Consider the following 15,331-nt stretch of genomic DNA (forward strand, 5'->3'; position numbering starts at 1 on the left):
CTCCGTCGTTCGGGCAGCGTTCGCCAAGTGCGCGCACCTCACCGTGATGCGAATAACAGCACTTGTTCATGCCATGTTAGCGCGCCCCGTCTCGACTGATCGTGCGTGACCGGCCGCGAATGGCCCCAGAACCCGGCCTGACCACCACAGATCGTCTACGCTTCGCTCGTGAAGCGCGCGCTGTGGTCGATCGCGGTTCTCGTGCTGACCATCATCGGTCTGCTCCTGCCCGTGTCGTTGTTCCCAGGGTCGACCGACACCGTGGGCGCCGATCCGGTGACCATCACCGACTATCGGGCGACCTACGACGTGTCCGCTCAAGGCCACATGACGGCCACCGAGGTGATCACCGCCGATTTCCCGGCCGGACGGCACGGCATCTTCCGCTTCTGGGATGTCACCGACGCCACCGACTCCTCGGTCCGCTACCTCCCCGACGACGTCCAGGTCAGCCTCGACGACGGCGGCGTGCCGGTCGACATGAGCTGGCAGAAGGGCAAACGATTCCGGGTCGCGAAGATCGGCGACCCCGACACCTTTCTGTCGGCGGGCCAACACGTCTACCGCATCAGCTACGTCATCGACGGCGTGCTCGCGCCGGCGGCCGGCACCCCCGACGGGCAGAACTCCTCGTCGAGCTGGAGCGGTGCGGCATCGTCGAGATTCAGTTGGCGCGTCGTCGCCGACGGGTGGCAGATGACGATCCTGAAGAGTTCGACGACGGTCAACCTGCCCGCCGACCCGGTCTCGACATCGTGCTCCACCGGCGACGGAACTCCCTGCCAGATCACCTCCAATGGACAGAACTCCCGCACCATCACGACGGGCCTACTCGAACCGTCCACCGGCGTCGCGATCCGCGCCGATCTACCCATCGCGGCACCCGACCGCACCACACTGCCGTGGGCTCCGGCGTTGGATCCCCTTCTCGGCCGCTCGGTCCCGGCGGCGATCGTGTTGATCATCCTCTCCGCCGTCACCTTCAGCCTCGGATTGCTCTGGGCGCTACGCTCCCGCGAGGAGATCCCACTGCTCCCCGTCATGTACGAGCCGCCGGCCGACCCGGCAGACATCACGGCGCGCCTCGGTCCGGTGCAGACCTACTACGTGACCCGTGAGGCAATGCCGTCGAAGGCCCTCGCCGCGACGCTGCTGCACATGGCGGACTCCGGCCTGGTCACCCTCGCGCGGCACGGTGAGGACTGGACGATCTCCTCACAGGTGTCCGGCGACGACTGGGCCCGCACCGATCCGGTGACCGACGCCCTGGCGACCGCGCTCGGCATACGAGGCACCAATCGGTCGTTCGAGGCCGACGGCTCGGTCAGCGCCGGCAAGAAGCTCAAGTCCGCGCAGGACGAGATCACTGCCGCGGCCAAGGCGTGGGCACAATCGTCGGGTGCCGTGACCCGTAGTGGTTTCGAACAGGTCGGACGGCTCGCGGTGCTGCTGGCGTTCGTCGTCGCGGCGGTCCTGTTCATCACGCGGTGGCTGCCGTTCTCCCTGTGCGTCCTGCCGATCGCGGCGTTCGCGATCGGCGGCGCAGGCCTGTTCACCACCGGCGTGGGTACCCGCCGGACGCTCCTGGGTCGCGACATCTGGTCACGTGCGGGGGGATTCGAACGGTTGCTGTCGACGACATCGAACGAGCAGCGTCTCGACTTCAGCGCGCGGCAGGACCTCTACACCAGCTACATCCCGTACGCCGTTGCTTTCGGGTGTGCCGACAAGTGGGCCGAGAAGTACCGCACCGCAATGGGTACCGAACCGCCCACGCCGATCTGGTTCGTCGGTGCCGGCGGCTACGGCTCCGGGTCGCCGGGCCTGTTCGGCGCCGGTGGCATCGACAGCTTCGAGTCCAGCCTCTCCTCGTCGTTGTCCGCGTACTCCGCGAGCCAGCGATCATCGTCCTCCGGCGGCGGCGGTGGCGGCGGATTCAGCGGCGGCGGCGGGGGCGGAGGCGGCTCGTGGTGACCGACCGAGCTGCGATGCACCTGCCAATTATTCCTCCGATGACCGAAACCTGCAGAAAGGCACCCACCCCATGGCCCTGATCATCCTCATCATCGTCGTGGTGCTCATCATCGCGGTGATCGGCTTCGGTGTGATCGGATTCAACAAGCTCCGTCGCGCCGACATCACCGCCCAGGAAGCGCTCGGCGGTATCGACGTCCAGCTGACCCGTCGGGCCGATCTCATCCCGAACCTGGTGAACACCGTCAAGGGTTACGCCACCCACGAACGAGAGGTGTTCGAGGAGGTGACCGCGGCCCGCGCGGGGCTACGACAGGCCGCGCAGGGCGGCTCGGTGCAGGATCGATCGGCCGCCGACGCCCGGCTCGACGGCGCATTGGGCCGGCTGTTCGCCGTTGCCGAGAACTACCCGGATCTCAAGGCGTCGACGAACTTCACCCAACTCCAGAACGAACTGTCCGACACCGAGAACAAGCTCTCGTTCGCCCGGCAGTACTACAACGATGCGGTCGCCCGGCTCAACAATCTGGTGCACACGATTCCGTGGATGTTCTTCAGCGCGTGGGCCGGTGTGAAGGCCCGCGAGTTCTACCGCGCACCCGAGGGACATCAGGAGCCGCCGCAGGTGCAGTTCTGACCTGGGACGGTCCGGTTCGACGTCTCAGTCGAAGCGCGCGGCGAAACTTCCCGGGGTCATCCCCGTCACGGTGCGGAAGTCCCGCACCAGGTGCGCCTCGTCGGCGTAGCCGAGTTCGGCGGCGATCGTCGCGAGGGTGCTGCCGGACTCGCGCAGACGCTCGGCCGCCTCGTGCAGACGGCGCCGCTGGATGAGCCACTTGGGCGTCAGGCCCAGACGCCGTCGGGTGAGCCGCTGCAGGCTGCGTTCGGTGACGTGGAAACGGTCGCAGATCTGCGGCACCGAGGTGACCGACGAGTCCGACTCGACGTACTCGACGATCGCGTTGATCTGCAGACCGTCGTCGTCGACCGGCAGGTGATCGCGTAGCCATGCCTCGACCAGGTCGGTCGCCTCGTGCTGACGTGTCGTGTCCTGCGGGTCGGGCATCATCGTGGCCCGCACGCGGGAGGTGAGCGTCGCGCCGGCCGGTCCGGTGACCTGTGCCAGGTCGGCGAATCGGTCGGTCCAGTCGGCCACCGCCGTTCCGGTGAGAAGGCCACCCGCGGCGGGCGCCAACATGGTGCCGATGGCCCAGCCCGACCCGGTCAGCTCGGTCTCCGACAGCCCGGTGTTCACGCCGTAGAACCGCGAATACTCGGCGGTGATCACCACGAGGCAGACCGGATACTGCAGGACCCGCTGAGGTGCCACCCGACCGGGCGGCACCGACCAGATGGGCACCCAGAAACGCCTGATCAGATCGGTGAGGTCGGGCGACGGCGCCCAGCGGCCGATGGTGAACGACGTATCGGCCGGGTCGACGAGATGGGCGCGTTCCACGTCGTCGGCGCGCGTACCCGCCTGATCCCCGGATCTGTCGGATTTCATCAATCCCCGTCTCGGTCGGTCTCGATAGGTTTCCATCATGACTGCTACTTCTGACACCGATCTCGCGACCCGCTACCGCGCTCTCGCCGACGGCTTCGCGGCGGTTGTCGACGTCGTTCCGGCCGACGCCTGGGCGGCCCCGTCCCCGTGCGACGGGTGGACCGCCCGAGACGTCGTCGGCCACGTCCTCGGCACCCAACGGGAATTCTTCGCCCGCCACGACATCGATCTCGGCGACGAACCCGACCTCGACGACCCGGCCGCCGCGTGGCGCAGCCACAGCACTCGCGTGGCGCAGCTCCTGGCCGACCCCGCCGTCGGCGACAAATCTTTCGACGGTCACTTCGGACCGACCACGATCGGCGAAACCCTCATGCGCTTCTACGGTTTCGACATGATCGCGCACCGCTGGGACGTGGCCACCGCGGCGGGCGACGAGGTGCGGTTCACCGACGACGAGCTCGACGTGATGGAAACGGCCGCAGACGGTTTCGGGCCGACCCTCTACGCCGACGGCGTCTGCAAGGACGGCGTCACGGCGCCCGCCGACGCCGACCGCCAGACCCGGTTGCTCGCGCGGCTGGGACGTCGCCCCCTCACCGCAGACCGTCCCTGAAAACCGCCCGACAGCCGGGCATCGTCGGCGCATCGCCGACAGCGCGCCCCAGCAGGGTTGTTTTCAGCGTGCCCTATGGGTTGTTTTCAGCGTGCCGCTACGGAATCCACCCGTTGCGCCGCGGGTACCGGGCGCGCAGGAAGCTGTACAGGTAGGTACTGACCAGCAGCACCACACCGGCGATGACCGTCGGCCAGAGGAAGTCGTTGTTCAACGAGTCGCGCACGGCGATGATCACCCAACCGATGGCGAGCAGCACCAGGGCGATGGTCGCGAGCAACCGCACGACCAGCACCAGGGTGGTCAGCACCGCCCACACGGCTTCGCGTCCCCGATCCGACATGGCGTCAGGGTAACCACGATCGCCCGCGCGTCGCAGTGACACGTCGCAGTGCGACACGGATCCTCGACGCGCGCCCTGCGGGTGGCGGACAATGGACGACATGAAAACGGTCCTCAACGTGATCTGGCTACTGCTGTGCGGAGTGTGGCTGGCCATCGGCTATGCGGTCGCGGGCATCATCTGCTGCATCCTGATCATCACCATTCCGTTCGGCATCGCGTCCTTCCGCATGGCCAACTATGCGCTGTGGCCGTTCGGCCGGACCGTTGTCCGCAAACCGACCGCCGGGGCGATGTCGCTCATCGGCAACATCATCTGGCTGGTCCTCGCCGGGATCTGGCTGGCGATCGGGCACATCGTGACCGGCATCGCCATGTGCATCACCATCATCGGTATCCCGCTGGGTATCGCCAGCTTCAAGATGGTGCCGGTGTCCCTGCTGCCGCTCGGCGCGCAGATCGTCTCCACCGACGAATACATGCCCGGCGGACCGGCCCCCGCGCCGCGCATGTGATCGACCCGGTGTGACGCAAACCGCCTGACCAGACCCATCCGATCGGGTTCCGGTTCCGAACACCGGACATGAGCGATTCCTCGTCCCGGTCGGTGGCGGTCATCGGCAGCGGTGTCTCCGGCCTGACCGCCGCACACCTGCTCGCCGACCACTACCGGGTGACCCTGTTCGAGGCGGACGACCGCCTCGGCGGTCACGCCCACACCCACGACGTCACCATGCCCGACGGTCAGGTCCTGTCGGTCGACACCGGTTTCATCGTCCACAACGACCGCACCTACCCGACACTCCTGCGGATCTTCGACGAACTCGGCGTGGACACCCAGGACACCGACATGTCGATGTCGATCCGATCGGAGATCACCGGACTCGAGTACGCGGGCGCGCGCGGACTGAGCGGACTGTTCCCGACCGCCCGCACCCTCACCCGTGGCCGTTACCTGCGGATGCTCGCCGAGGTCGCCCGGTTCCATCGGGCGGCGCGGCGCCTGCTCGACGACCCGGATTCCGACGAGCCACTGGCCGAATTCGTCGCCCGCGAGGGCTTCTCCACCTACTTCGTCGACAACTTCCTGCTGCCGCTCGTCGCGGCCGTGTGGTCGTGCGACGACGAGGTCGCCGCCGAGTATCCGGCCCGCTACCTGTTCACCTTCCTCGACCACCACGGCATGCTGTCGGTGTTCGGCTCACCCACCTGGCGGACGGTGGTCGGCGGCTCGGCACGCTACGTGGAGAAGATCGCCGACGGCGTGGTCCGGTCCGGCGGCGCGGTGCATCGCAGTGCGCCGGTTCGGTCGATCTCCGAGCGCCGCGACGGTCACGGTGTCGAGATCGTCGCCGACGGCGTCGGCACCGCACACTTCGACGCCGTCGTGGTGGCCACACATCCCCATCAGGCGTTGGCCATGCTCGACGCTCCCACGCCGGCGCAGCACCGCGCGCTCTCCGCCATTCCGTACTGCACCAAACAGGCTGTGCTGCACACAGATACCTCGTTGCTGCCGCGTGCTCGCCGTGCCTGGGCATCGTGGAACTACCAGATCCGCGACGACGGACCCCGCGATCACCACCCCGCGAACGGGTCCGGCGTGCTGGACGGGTCCGGCGTCGCGGTCACCTACGACATGACCCGGCTGATGCGGCTACCCACCACTCAACCGCGGATGCTGGTGACCCTCGGACGCACCGACCTCGTCGACGCATCGTCGGTCATCGCCGAGATGACCTATGAGCATCCCGTCTATACCACCGAATCGGTTGCCGCCCAGGCTCTCCTACCCGACGCGGAGACCGATGCCATCCGCTTCGCGGGCGCCTACCATGGGTGGGGGTTCCACGAGGACGGTGCGTTGTCCGGTGCCCGCGCCGCCGCACGTCTCGGAGCACCCTGGCAGACACCCGCAACCCAGGTGACGGCATGACCTACACGACGCAACGGGCCAGCGCGCGGGCGCCGATCGACGACCCGGCGCCGGCCACGGCCACGCACTACCCCACACCCGCAGTGGTCGCGACCCGGATCTCGCACGTCCGTACCACACCGGTCCGTCACTCGTTCGTGTATCGCAGCGCATCGTGGCTGGTCGACATCGACGACCTGCCCACACCCCCGATGCCGTTGCGTCCCTTCGCCCGCTTCGATGCGGCCGACCATTTCCCGAGCCCCGCCGAGACCGGGCAGAGCCTGCGTGATCGCCTGACCACTCACCTGACGTCCGCCGGCGGGACGGTGCCGGACGGCCGCATCATCGCGCTGCTCTCCCCCCGGGTCGCCGGCTACGTGTTCAACCCGTTGAGCGTGTTCTGGTGCCACCACCGCGACGGGACGCTCGCCTGCGTCATCGCCGAGGTGCACAACACCTATGGCCAGCGCCACACCTATGTCGTCCACCCCGACCAGCACGGACAGGCCCAGGTGGACAAGGAGTTCTACGTCTCGCCGTTCAACGATGTCAGCGGCTCGTACCGCTTGCGGGTCCCGCCACCCACGGCCGACGGGCGGGTCGCGGTGTCGGTGACGCTCGAGCGGCCCGGACAGGGACCGTTCCTCGCGGCACTGTCGGGGCAGGCCCGCCCCGCGCGACCGACCGCCATCCTCACCACGCAACTCCGGACCCCGCTGGCCCCACTCGTCGTGGCAGCGCGCATCCGCTGGCACGGAATCCGACTGTGGCTCAAGCGACTCCCCGTTGCGGGTCGACCCGGCCACGACCACACCATCACCATCTCCCGCGGTTCAGCCGACCGGAAGGAACGACGATGAACGCCCCGATTCGCAACTTCCCCAACGACTATCCCTCCGACGAGGCCGCGCGCTGGCCCGACGTTGCGCGCGTGCCCGCCGGACCGACCGTCGGTCTGCGTGGCTCGGTGGCCGCGTGGCTGTTCCGGCATGCTTCACGGCGCGTCGACGTTCGGGTCGAATTCCCCGACGGCGCACTGTCCGGCAAGCGCAGCTCCGACGTCCAGCCCCGCATGATCGTCCGCCGGCCCGACTCGTTCGCGCGCCGCGTCGGCGCCGACGGGCTGATCGGATTCGGTGAGGCCTTCATGGCCGGCGACTGGACCACCGACGATCTCGTCGGCGCCCTCACCCCGTTCGCGGCGCGGATGGCGCACCTGATCCCCCGCCCGCTGCAGGTGCTGCGGGCTGCGGTGTTGCCGAGCCAGCCCCGCTCCGAGGAGAACACCACCGCCAACACGCGCTCCAACATCGCGCGGCACTACGACCTCTCGAATGACCTCTTCGCCACCTTCCTCGACGAGACGATGACCTACTCGAGCGCGCTGTTCGACAACCTCGCGCCCGGGACACGGCCGCCGTGGTCGGATCTCGCCGACGCGCAGCACCGCAAGATCGACCGCCTCCTCGACCTCGCTCGGGTCGGGCCGGGCAGCCGGGTGCTGGAGATCGGCACCGGGTGGGGTGAGCTCTGCCTGCGGGCGGCCGCACGGGGTGCCACGGTCCGCTCGGTGACCCTGTCGGTGGAGCAGCAACAGCTCGCGCGGCAGCGGGTCGCCGAGGCCGGGTTCGCCGATCGCGTCACCATCGATCTGCTCGACTACCGTCAGGTCGACGGCGAGTACGACGCCGTCGTGTCGGTCGAGATGATCGAGGCCGTCGGCGAGAAGTACTGGCCGATCTACTTCGAGACCATCGATCGGGTGCTGGCGCCCGGCGGCCGGGTGGCGATCCAGGCGATCACGATGCCGCACGACCGGATGGCCGCCTCCCGCAACACCTACACCTGGGTGCACAAATACATCTTTCCGGGCGGCCAGCTGACCTCGTTGCGTGCGCTCGACGCGGTGACCCGCCGCCATACCGACCTCCGGCTGGCCGACGTCCACGCGATGGGGCGTCATTATGCCGAGACCCTTCGGCTGTGGCGCGAGCGGTTCGTCGGCAGTCACGACCGCGTGGCCGAGCTCGGTTTCGACAGCACCTTCATGCGGATGTGGGAGTTCTACCTCGCGTACTCCGAGGCCGGATTCCGGTCCGGCTACCTCGACGTCCACCAGCTCGTCTTCACCCGCGAACCGGCGCAGCACCACCGCGCAGCCCGATGATCGACCTACACGGGTGGGCCGCCTTCGGTGTGATCACCGGAGCGTCGCTGCTGTTCCTTCTCGTTCTCCACGCCGTGACGATGGCGGTCGGTCATCGGATCGGCCGGTACAACGTCGTCGACGTGGCCTGGGGACTCGGGTTCGTCGGTATCGCCGTGCTGTCGCTGATCCTCGGCCCCGGCGACCCGGGGCGCCGCTGGCTGCTGGCCGTGTTGGTCACGGTGTGGGGGCTCCGGTTGACCTGGCACATGTACGTCAAGTCCCTCGGCAAGGGCGAGGACCCGCGCTACACCGAACTGCTGGACCGCTCGGGCGGTTCCGGTCTGGTCGTCGTCGCACGCAAGATCTTTGCCACCCAGGGCATTTCGCAGTGGTTCGTGTCGCTGCCGATCCAGGTGTCGGCGGTCGTCGGCGCCACCCACGGCTGGTGGAACATCGTGCTCGTGGCCGGCATCGCGCTGTGGATTCTGGGACTGACGTTCGAGGCGGTCGGCGATGCGCAGCTGCGCCGGTTCAAGGCCGACCCGGGCAGCAAGGGTCAGATCATGGATCGCGGGTTGTGGTCGTGGACCCGTCATCCGAACTATTTCGGCGACGCCAGCGTGTGGTGGGGACTGTGGCTGATCGCCGCGAGCGCGTGGCCGGGAGTGCTCACCCTTCTCTCCCCCATCGCCATGACCTACTTCCTGGTCTACGCGACCGGAGCGAGGTTGCTCGAGGAATCCATGAGTCGCCGACCCGGCTATCCCGAGTATCAGCAGCGGACGTCGTACTTCCTGCCCCGACCGCCCCGGCAGGCAGTGCCATGACGCTCGTCGCGCCGCGGCGCGGGGCCATACCGTTGAGGCGTCAGACTTGTCCGGTTAGGCTGATCGTCGATGACGACCGAGTGCCCGCGGTGACAGCAGACTCCGCATCCGACGTGGCCGCGCTACCGGCCCTGCTCGACCGGATCGCGTCCGGCGACTCCGAGGCGTTCGCACGTTTCTACGACCTGACCAGCGACCGCGTGTATGGCATGGTGGTGCGGGTCCTGCGCGACCCCGGCTACAGCGAGGAGACCACGCAGGAAGTATTCCTGCAGGTGTGGCGGTCGGCAGGCTCGTTCGACCCGCAGGCCGGCTCGGCACTCTCGTGGCTGATCACGCTGGCACATCGCCGTGCCGTTGATCGTGTCCGGTCGGAGACCGCGGCCACCCGTCGGGACACCACCTTCGGCCTGGAGAGCATGCGCTCGACGTTCGACGAGGTCATCGAGGCCGTGGAGACCCGGGAGATCACCCGCGACGTGGTCGGCTGCCTCGAGACGCTGACCGATGTGCAACGCCAGTCCGTCGACCTCGCCTACTATCACGGCCTGACCTACCGCGAGGTCGCCGATCGCCTGTCCGTCGCGTTGCCGACGGTGAAATCCCGCATCCGCGACGGATTGAAACGACTGCGCCGATGCCTGGGAGATCGTGATGTCTGACGACGAGCTCCTCGACCTGGCACCCGCCGTCGGCCTCGACGCCATCGAGGGTGACGAACTGGCCGACGTGAACCGTGCGGTCGACGCCGCCTCGCCCGCCGTCCGCGCGGAATTCAACCGACAGGTCGCAGCGACCCGCGAGGCGATGGCGAACGTGAGCCATGCGACCGCGATGGCACCGCCGGAGACATTGCGCTCCCGGGTCCTGTCCGCCGCACGGGCCGAGGCCGACGATTCCGCGATCACCGAGAACGCCGCACCGCCGGCCGTGCCGACGATGGACGCGACCGTCACCCCGCTGCACCGACGTCGCCAGATCGTGTACCTGGCCGCCGCAGCTGTCGTCGCGATCGCGATCGGCGCCGTCGGCTGGATCATCGGCTCGTCCACGAGTTCGCAGCCCACCCAACCGCCGACTGCCGAACAGGTCTTCTCGGCGAAGGACGTCCGGACATCGTCGGGCGACGTCGCCACCGGTCATGCCACCGTCACGTACTCGGCCTCGACTGATGCCGGCGTGCTCGTGATGAACGACGTCCCCCCACCCCAGCCCGGCACCGTCTATCAGATGTGGCTCGTGGGGCCGAGCGGCGACACCTCGGCCGGCACCATGACCGACAAGGACGTCGCACCGTCGACGACCGCTGTGATCAAGGACATCGGCGATGCCACCTCGCTCGCCTTCACGGTCGAACCGCCCGGCGGCTCCACCCAGCCGACCGGTCCGTTCGTGGCGGAACTCCCCCTGAGCTGAGTAGCGCTCTCATGCAGGTGGTCTCGCGATCTTCCGCGTTGGTCGCCGGCCAACGGCCAGCGCGCCCAACACTTTCCGGGTGATCCGGTTGACGACGAGCGGCCCTTCCGCTGATCGAGTAGACGACAAGCGCGCGAGGACGCCCCTCCCGCTGATCGAGTAGACGACGAGCGCGCGAGGAGGCCCCTTCTGCTGATCGAGTAGACGACGAGCACGCGACGAGACCCCTCCCGCTGATCGAGTAGACGACGAGCACGCGACGAGACCCCTCCCGCTGATCGAGTAGACGACGAGCACGCGACGAGACCCCTCCCGCTGATCGAGTAGTTGACGAGCGGCAGCGAGGAGACGTATCGAGATCCCCTGCCACACAAACATTCAGCCACGACACCAACAAACCCCGACCGCCCGAAAAATTCTCTGCACTTTCCTCCACAAACCCCTTGACGTCGAACGCCAGTTCGAATACGTTGGATGGCATGAGAACGTCGGGGGAACTCTCACCGCTTGTCGATACACTCCGTGACCTACCCATCGCCCACGATGAGCTGAGCAAACAGTCGGCCTTCGACACGACCCAGGCACTGATCGTGATGGGCAACCTGATCGCCCACCACCTGGCGATCATGGTCGGCCACCTCGACCGCCTCGGTGTGGCGAAAGACCACGGCCGCACAATGACCGAACTCTTGATCGTGATGGGCCTGGCACCCGCGGTCGCGGCTCGCCTACAGCGCATCGCCGCCACCCGCGACACCCTGCCCACCCTGCACGCGCATGCCGCCGACGGCGCGATCTCCAGCGAACACGCCGACGCGGTGGTCAAAGGGATGGATCATATTGCCAAGAGATCAGCGGAACCGATCGACGACACAGCGCGTCTAAGGTTTGTGACAGATCTTCTCGGACAGTTCTTCTCCGGCGCCACCCCCGCCGACATCACCAAACACGCCCGCGCGTTAGGCAATAAGCACGCCGATGACACCGGTGGTCTGCCGGCGTCGGAAGACCGCAACCTCAACGCCCTGTCCAAAGCGTTGACCAGCGACGGACGGCTCGAAGTGCACGCCGACCTCAACACCGACGTCGGCGAAAAGTTCCACGCCGCCATCGAGGAACTGGCCAAACCCCGTCCCGAGCCCGACGGCTCCCCCGACGCCCGGTCCACTGAACGTCGCCAGGCCGACGCATTGGAAACGTTGCTGGACATCGCTGCTCGCGGCGGCGATGTCGCCTCCGCACCGCGCACCCAAACCCTGATCACCGTGCCCGCCGAACGACCCGCCGATGCGGAGTTGGCGTTCATGGGGTCGATCACCGAAGCCACCCTGCGCACCCTGACCTGTGACGGCACCATCACCACCATGATCGTCGACGACGAAGCCGTCCCCCTCGACATCAGCCACGACAAACGCCTGTTCCCCGCACCTCTGCGAAGAGCACTGCACCAACGCGATCGGGGCTGCATCAAATGCGGGGCACCCGCCACCCGCTGCCACGCACACCACATCAAACATTGGGCCGACGGAGGCAAAACCTACCTGGAAAACGGCTGCCTGTTCTGCCCCTCATGTCACCACGACGTCCACCACAACGGCTGGGACGTCGTCATGGGACTCGACAAACACCCCTGGCTCATCCCGCCGGCATCCGTCGACCCGCAACGCCGCCCGATCCCCGCCCACAACCGGCGCACCCTCAACCTCGACAACCTGCCCACCGCCGCCTGAACCGAGACCCGGTGACCACAACCGCCAGACCACCACCGCCGACCCCTCCGCTGATCGAGTAGGTTCCGAGCCGCCAGGCGAGGGACACCCTCCGCTGATCGAGTAGATTCCGAGCCGCTAGGCGAGGCACCGTATCGAGATCACCCAACCCCGGTCTCGATACGCAACTCACTTCGTTCGCCGCTACTCGACCAGCAAAAGAGCGACCCACCCGACGCGCGTAAACCCACGTACCCAACGACTTCCCACGCACCCGACCCCCGGCCGGGACCGCATCTGATCCTTGAGAACTCCATAGAGTGAAACACACACGGCACCACACGGTGTCGCGTACCCGACGGCCACCCAAACCCGGTCATGACGACCGGACCACAGTGGTGCGCGGTACGCGACACCGGGGCCGGGGCCTGATTGTCCAGCCCCGAGTGCCGACTAGGCCGCCGACTGCACCGGCGCGTTCTTGAGCTCCCGCAACGCAGTTCGCAGTCCTCGCCGCCGACCTGTCGCCGGGTCGACCCCGAAGTGGTTCTGCATACCCTCACGCACCGCAAAGCGCAGCTCCGACGCCGTTTCCGGCGCATCGTCGGACGTCGCCTTCAGCAGTGCGTTCGGCAGCGCGAGCTTCGCGATCGTCCGGAACGACTGGTAATACTGGTTCGCCAGAGATCCCGTGGTGTAGGGCAAGTCGTACTTGTCGCACAGTTCACGGACCCGGACACCGATCTCCTCGTACCGGTAGCTCGGCAGATCGGGGAACAGATGATGTTCGATCTGGTGACTCAGGTTTCCGCTCATGAAGCGCATCAAGGGCCCGGCGCGGAAGTTGGCTGATCCCAACATCTGTCGTAGATACCAGCGGGGTTGATCCTCGTTCTCGTACTCCTCGACGGTGAACTTTTCGGCACCGTCCGGGAAATGGCCGCAGAAGATCACGCCGTACGCCCAATAGTTACGGATGATGTTGGACGTGAAATTGGCGACGATGGTGCTCTTCCAATTCGGGCCCGCGAGCGCCGGGAAGATCACGTAGTCCTTCGCCGCCTGCTTGCCGACCTTGCGTCCGATGATCCGCAGATCCTTGAGTGCCTGCCGGTACGACTTCTCCTTCTTGCGCAGCTTCTCCGTCTCCAGATGGTGTAGCGCCACACCATATTCGAAGAATGTGCCGAGCGTGAGGTTGTAGATCGGATTGCCGATGTTCCACCACTCCCACGGCTGGTCACGCGTGACGCGCAGGATGCCGTAGCCCACGTCGTCGTCCATGCCGACGATGTTCGTGTACTTGTGGTGGACGAAATTGTGGGAGTGTTTCCACTGCACGCTGGGGCACGTGGTGTCCCATTCCCACGACGACGAATGGATCTCCGGATCGTTCATCCAGTCCCACTGGCCGTGCATCACGTTGTGTCCGAGTTCCATGTTCTCGATGATCTTTGCCAGCGAGAGCATCGCGGTGCCGGCCAGCCACGCCGACTTCCGGTTGCTGAACATCAACGCGACACGGCCGCCGGCAGCCAGACTTCGCTGAATCGTGATCGCGCGCCGAATGTAGCGCGCATCCGCAGGCCCCCGGACTTCTTCGATGTCGCGGCGTATCGCGTCGAGTTCCGCCCCGAGCGCCTCGACGTCGGCGTCGGTCAGATGTGCGTATCGGTCGATATCGGTGATCGCCATATCTCCCCCTCTACAGGTCGAGTGTGCATTCTCCGGACACGCTGCTGATGCACGTCTGGATTCGTTCACCTTCGCGGTGCTCCTCGCCATTGCGCAGATCGCGCACGTATCCCTCGGCAAGGGGAACCACACAGGTCTGGCAGATGCCCATCCGGCAACCGAACGGCATCTGGATACCCAGCTTCTCGCCTGCTTCAAGAAGAGTGGTGGCGCCATCTATCTCGGCGGTCTTGTCAGACTTCGCGAACGTCACGGTGCCGCCTTCGCCCCCGACGTCGGTGCGGGCGATGGCGAACCGCTCGATGTGGAGTTGGTCGCGGAGGCCTTCCTCCGCATAGCGCGCCTCGACACTGTCGAGCATCGCAACCGGTCCGCACGCCCAGCACGACCGGTCACGCCAGTCCGGGACCTCCGCGTCGAGTTGATCGATGTCGAACTTGCCCTGCTCGCGCGTCAGTTGCAACTGCAGACTGTACGACGTCAGCTCCGTGTCCATCTGCTCGAGCTCGTCGAGGAAGATGACGTTGTCGCGGGTCGGCGCCGAATGGACGTGCACGATGTCGGGCAGTGACTTGCGGGAACTCAACGACCGCAGCATCGCCATCACGGGTGTGATGCCGCTACCCGCGGTCAGGAACAGCACGCTGTCGGGCATCGGTTCGGGCAGATGAAAATCACCCTTCGGCGCGGCCAGCCGGATCACTGTTCCCGGGGTGACGCCGTCTACCAGGTGAGTGGACAGAAAACCGTCGGGATTGGCCTTCACCGTGATCGCGATGGTCTTGTCGGTCGTGTCGCCGATCGACGTCAGTGAGTACGAGCGCCAGTGCCACCGGCCACCCACCTGCAATCCGATGCCGACGTATTGGCCCGCCTTGTACGAATCCGGAAAACCCCATCCCGTCCGGATGACGACCGTCGCCGAATCCTCGGTTTCCCGCACCACCTCGACGACCCGACCGCGCAGCTCCCGAGCCGACCACAACGGGTTGATCAGGTGCAGATAGTCGTCCGGCAGCAACGGCGTGGTGGCCCGGGCAATCAGCCCGCGCACGATGTTGACCTCGGGTTTCTTCGCCTCGACACCTGCCGCCGGGCGTTTGCTCCACTTCAGTAGATCCATTCGGAACACCTCCCAGACCTTGTGCACGACTGTACACAGAAGCTAGGTCGCGAGA

15 protein-coding genes are annotated in these 15,331 nt (G+C 66.8%); 11 read left to right on the plus strand and 4 right to left on the minus strand.

Annotated elements, in window-relative coordinates; translation table 11 throughout:
- The first annotated feature begins 168 nt into the window (after nucleotides 1-168).
- Both ACVT6V_RS02325 and ACVT6V_RS02330 read left to right on the plus strand, forming a co-directional pair.
- On the plus strand, nucleotides 169-1,974 hold the full coding sequence (locus ACVT6V_RS02325; protein ID WP_489898200.1) for a DUF2207 domain-containing protein: 1,806 nt from the start codon (nucleotides 169-171) through the stop codon (nucleotides 1,972-1,974).
- Nucleotides 1,975-2,044: 70 nt separating this feature from the next.
- Nucleotides 2,045-2,611, plus strand: coding sequence for a LemA family protein (locus tag ACVT6V_RS02330; RefSeq protein WP_489898201.1), 567 nt, complete (start codon nucleotides 2,045-2,047; stop codon nucleotides 2,609-2,611).
- Between the two features lie 24 nt (nucleotides 2,612-2,635).
- Here the strand turns inward: ACVT6V_RS02330 and ACVT6V_RS02335 are convergent, their stop codons facing one another.
- Nucleotides 2,636-3,481, minus strand: coding sequence for a helix-turn-helix domain-containing protein (locus ACVT6V_RS02335; protein WP_489898202.1), 846 nt, complete (start codon nucleotides 3,479-3,481; stop codon nucleotides 2,636-2,638).
- A gap of 37 nt (nucleotides 3,482-3,518) precedes the next feature.
- Here ACVT6V_RS02335 and ACVT6V_RS02340 point away from each other — a divergent pair, with 37 nt between their 5' ends.
- The gene (locus tag ACVT6V_RS02340; protein WP_489898203.1) at nucleotides 3,519-4,097 is read left to right on the plus strand and encodes a TIGR03086 family metal-binding protein; all 579 of its coding nucleotides are present in this window, start codon (nucleotides 3,519-3,521) and stop codon (nucleotides 4,095-4,097) included.
- A gap of 97 nt (nucleotides 4,098-4,194) precedes the next feature.
- Here ACVT6V_RS02340 and ACVT6V_RS02345 read toward each other — a convergent pair whose 3' ends face one another.
- Nucleotides 4,195-4,440, minus strand: a complete 246-nt coding sequence (locus ACVT6V_RS02345; RefSeq protein ID WP_489898204.1) for a hypothetical protein — start codon at nucleotides 4,438-4,440, stop codon at nucleotides 4,195-4,197.
- A 100-nt stretch (nucleotides 4,441-4,540) separates the two neighbouring features.
- Between ACVT6V_RS02345 and ACVT6V_RS02350 the strand changes: the two genes are divergently transcribed.
- The 8 genes from ACVT6V_RS02350 to ACVT6V_RS02385 all read left to right on the plus strand — a co-directional run bounded on the left by ACVT6V_RS02350 (nucleotide 4,541) and on the right by ACVT6V_RS02385 (nucleotide 12,479).
- A complete protein-coding gene (locus tag ACVT6V_RS02350; protein ID WP_489898205.1) occupies nucleotides 4,541-4,954 on the plus strand; it encodes a YccF domain-containing protein in 414 nt (137 codons plus the stop codon).
- A 68-nt stretch (nucleotides 4,955-5,022) separates the two neighbouring features.
- On the plus strand, nucleotides 5,023-6,375 hold the full coding sequence (locus tag ACVT6V_RS02355; RefSeq protein WP_489898206.1) for an NAD(P)/FAD-dependent oxidoreductase: 1,353 nt from the start codon (nucleotides 5,023-5,025) through the stop codon (nucleotides 6,373-6,375).
- Nucleotides 6,372-7,217, plus strand: a complete 846-nt coding sequence (locus ACVT6V_RS02360) for a DUF1365 domain-containing protein (RefSeq protein WP_489898207.1) — start codon at nucleotides 6,372-6,374, stop codon at nucleotides 7,215-7,217. Before ACVT6V_RS02355 ends, ACVT6V_RS02360 begins: the two co-directional genes overlap by 4 nt.
- A complete protein-coding gene (locus ACVT6V_RS02365; RefSeq protein WP_489898208.1) occupies nucleotides 7,214-8,524 on the plus strand; it encodes a class I SAM-dependent methyltransferase in 1,311 nt (436 codons plus the stop codon). The genes ACVT6V_RS02360 and ACVT6V_RS02365 overlap by 4 nt, the downstream gene beginning before the upstream one ends.
- On the plus strand, nucleotides 8,521-9,333 hold the full coding sequence (locus tag ACVT6V_RS02370) for a DUF1295 domain-containing protein (RefSeq protein ID WP_489898209.1): 813 nt from the start codon (nucleotides 8,521-8,523) through the stop codon (nucleotides 9,331-9,333). Before ACVT6V_RS02365 ends, ACVT6V_RS02370 begins: the two co-directional genes overlap by 4 nt.
- 89 nt (nucleotides 9,334-9,422) lie before the next feature.
- On the plus strand, nucleotides 9,423-9,995 hold the full coding sequence (gene sigK, locus ACVT6V_RS02375; RefSeq protein ID WP_489898210.1) for an ECF RNA polymerase sigma factor SigK: 573 nt from the start codon (nucleotides 9,423-9,425) through the stop codon (nucleotides 9,993-9,995).
- On the plus strand, nucleotides 9,988-10,749 hold the full coding sequence (locus tag ACVT6V_RS02380; protein ID WP_489898211.1) for an anti-sigma factor: 762 nt from the start codon (nucleotides 9,988-9,990) through the stop codon (nucleotides 10,747-10,749). Before sigK ends, ACVT6V_RS02380 begins: the two co-directional genes overlap by 8 nt.
- Before the next feature lie 479 nt (nucleotides 10,750-11,228).
- Complete coding sequence (locus ACVT6V_RS02385) at nucleotides 11,229-12,479, plus strand: HNH endonuclease (protein ID WP_489898212.1); 1,251 nt, start codon at nucleotides 11,229-11,231, stop codon at nucleotides 12,477-12,479.
- Nucleotides 12,480-12,911: 432 nt separating this feature from the next.
- Here ACVT6V_RS02385 and ACVT6V_RS02390 read toward each other — a convergent pair whose 3' ends face one another.
- Both ACVT6V_RS02390 and ACVT6V_RS02395 read right to left on the minus strand, forming a co-directional pair.
- Nucleotides 12,912-14,153: a fatty acid desaturase family protein gene (locus tag ACVT6V_RS02390; RefSeq protein WP_489898213.1), complete on the minus strand. Its 1,242-nt coding sequence runs from the start codon at nucleotides 14,151-14,153 to the stop codon at nucleotides 12,912-12,914.
- Nucleotides 14,154-14,163: 10 nt separating this feature from the next.
- Entirely contained in the window at nucleotides 14,164-15,276 is a 1,113-nt protein-coding gene (locus ACVT6V_RS02395; RefSeq protein ID WP_489898214.1) for a ferredoxin reductase, read from the minus strand.
- Nucleotides 15,277-15,331: the final 55 nt, after the last annotated feature.

The sequence above is a fragment of the Gordonia sp. LMA167 genome, assembly GCF_058130025.1.

Coding starts and splice junctions, on each gene's coding strand:
- ACVT6V_RS02330 (WP_489898201.1), top strand. CDS start 2,045: ATGGCCCTGATCATCCTCATCATCGTCGTGGTGCTCATCATCGCGGTG.
- ACVT6V_RS02335 (WP_489898202.1), bottom strand. CDS start 3,481: ATGAAATCCGACAGATCCGGGGATCAGGCGGGTACGCGCGCCGACGAC.
- ACVT6V_RS02340 (WP_489898203.1), top strand. CDS start 3,519: ATGACTGCTACTTCTGACACCGATCTCGCGACCCGCTACCGCGCTCTC.
- ACVT6V_RS02345 (WP_489898204.1), bottom strand. CDS start 4,440: ATGTCGGATCGGGGACGCGAAGCCGTGTGGGCGGTGCTGACCACCCTG.
- ACVT6V_RS02350 (WP_489898205.1), top strand. CDS start 4,541: ATGAAAACGGTCCTCAACGTGATCTGGCTACTGCTGTGCGGAGTGTGG.
- ACVT6V_RS02355 (WP_489898206.1), top strand. CDS start 5,023: ATGAGCGATTCCTCGTCCCGGTCGGTGGCGGTCATCGGCAGCGGTGTC.
- ACVT6V_RS02360 (WP_489898207.1), top strand. CDS start 6,372: ATGACCTACACGACGCAACGGGCCAGCGCGCGGGCGCCGATCGACGAC.
- ACVT6V_RS02365 (WP_489898208.1), top strand. CDS start 7,214: ATGAACGCCCCGATTCGCAACTTCCCCAACGACTATCCCTCCGACGAG.
- ACVT6V_RS02370 (WP_489898209.1), top strand. CDS start 8,521: ATGATCGACCTACACGGGTGGGCCGCCTTCGGTGTGATCACCGGAGCG.
- ACVT6V_RS02380 (WP_489898211.1), top strand. CDS start 9,988: ATGTCTGACGACGAGCTCCTCGACCTGGCACCCGCCGTCGGCCTCGAC.
- ACVT6V_RS02385 (WP_489898212.1), top strand. CDS start 11,229: ATGAGAACGTCGGGGGAACTCTCACCGCTTGTCGATACACTCCGTGAC.
- ACVT6V_RS02390 (WP_489898213.1), bottom strand. CDS start 14,153: ATGGCGATCACCGATATCGACCGATACGCACATCTGACCGACGCCGAC.
- ACVT6V_RS02395 (WP_489898214.1), bottom strand. CDS start 15,276: ATGGATCTACTGAAGTGGAGCAAACGCCCGGCGGCAGGTGTCGAGGCG.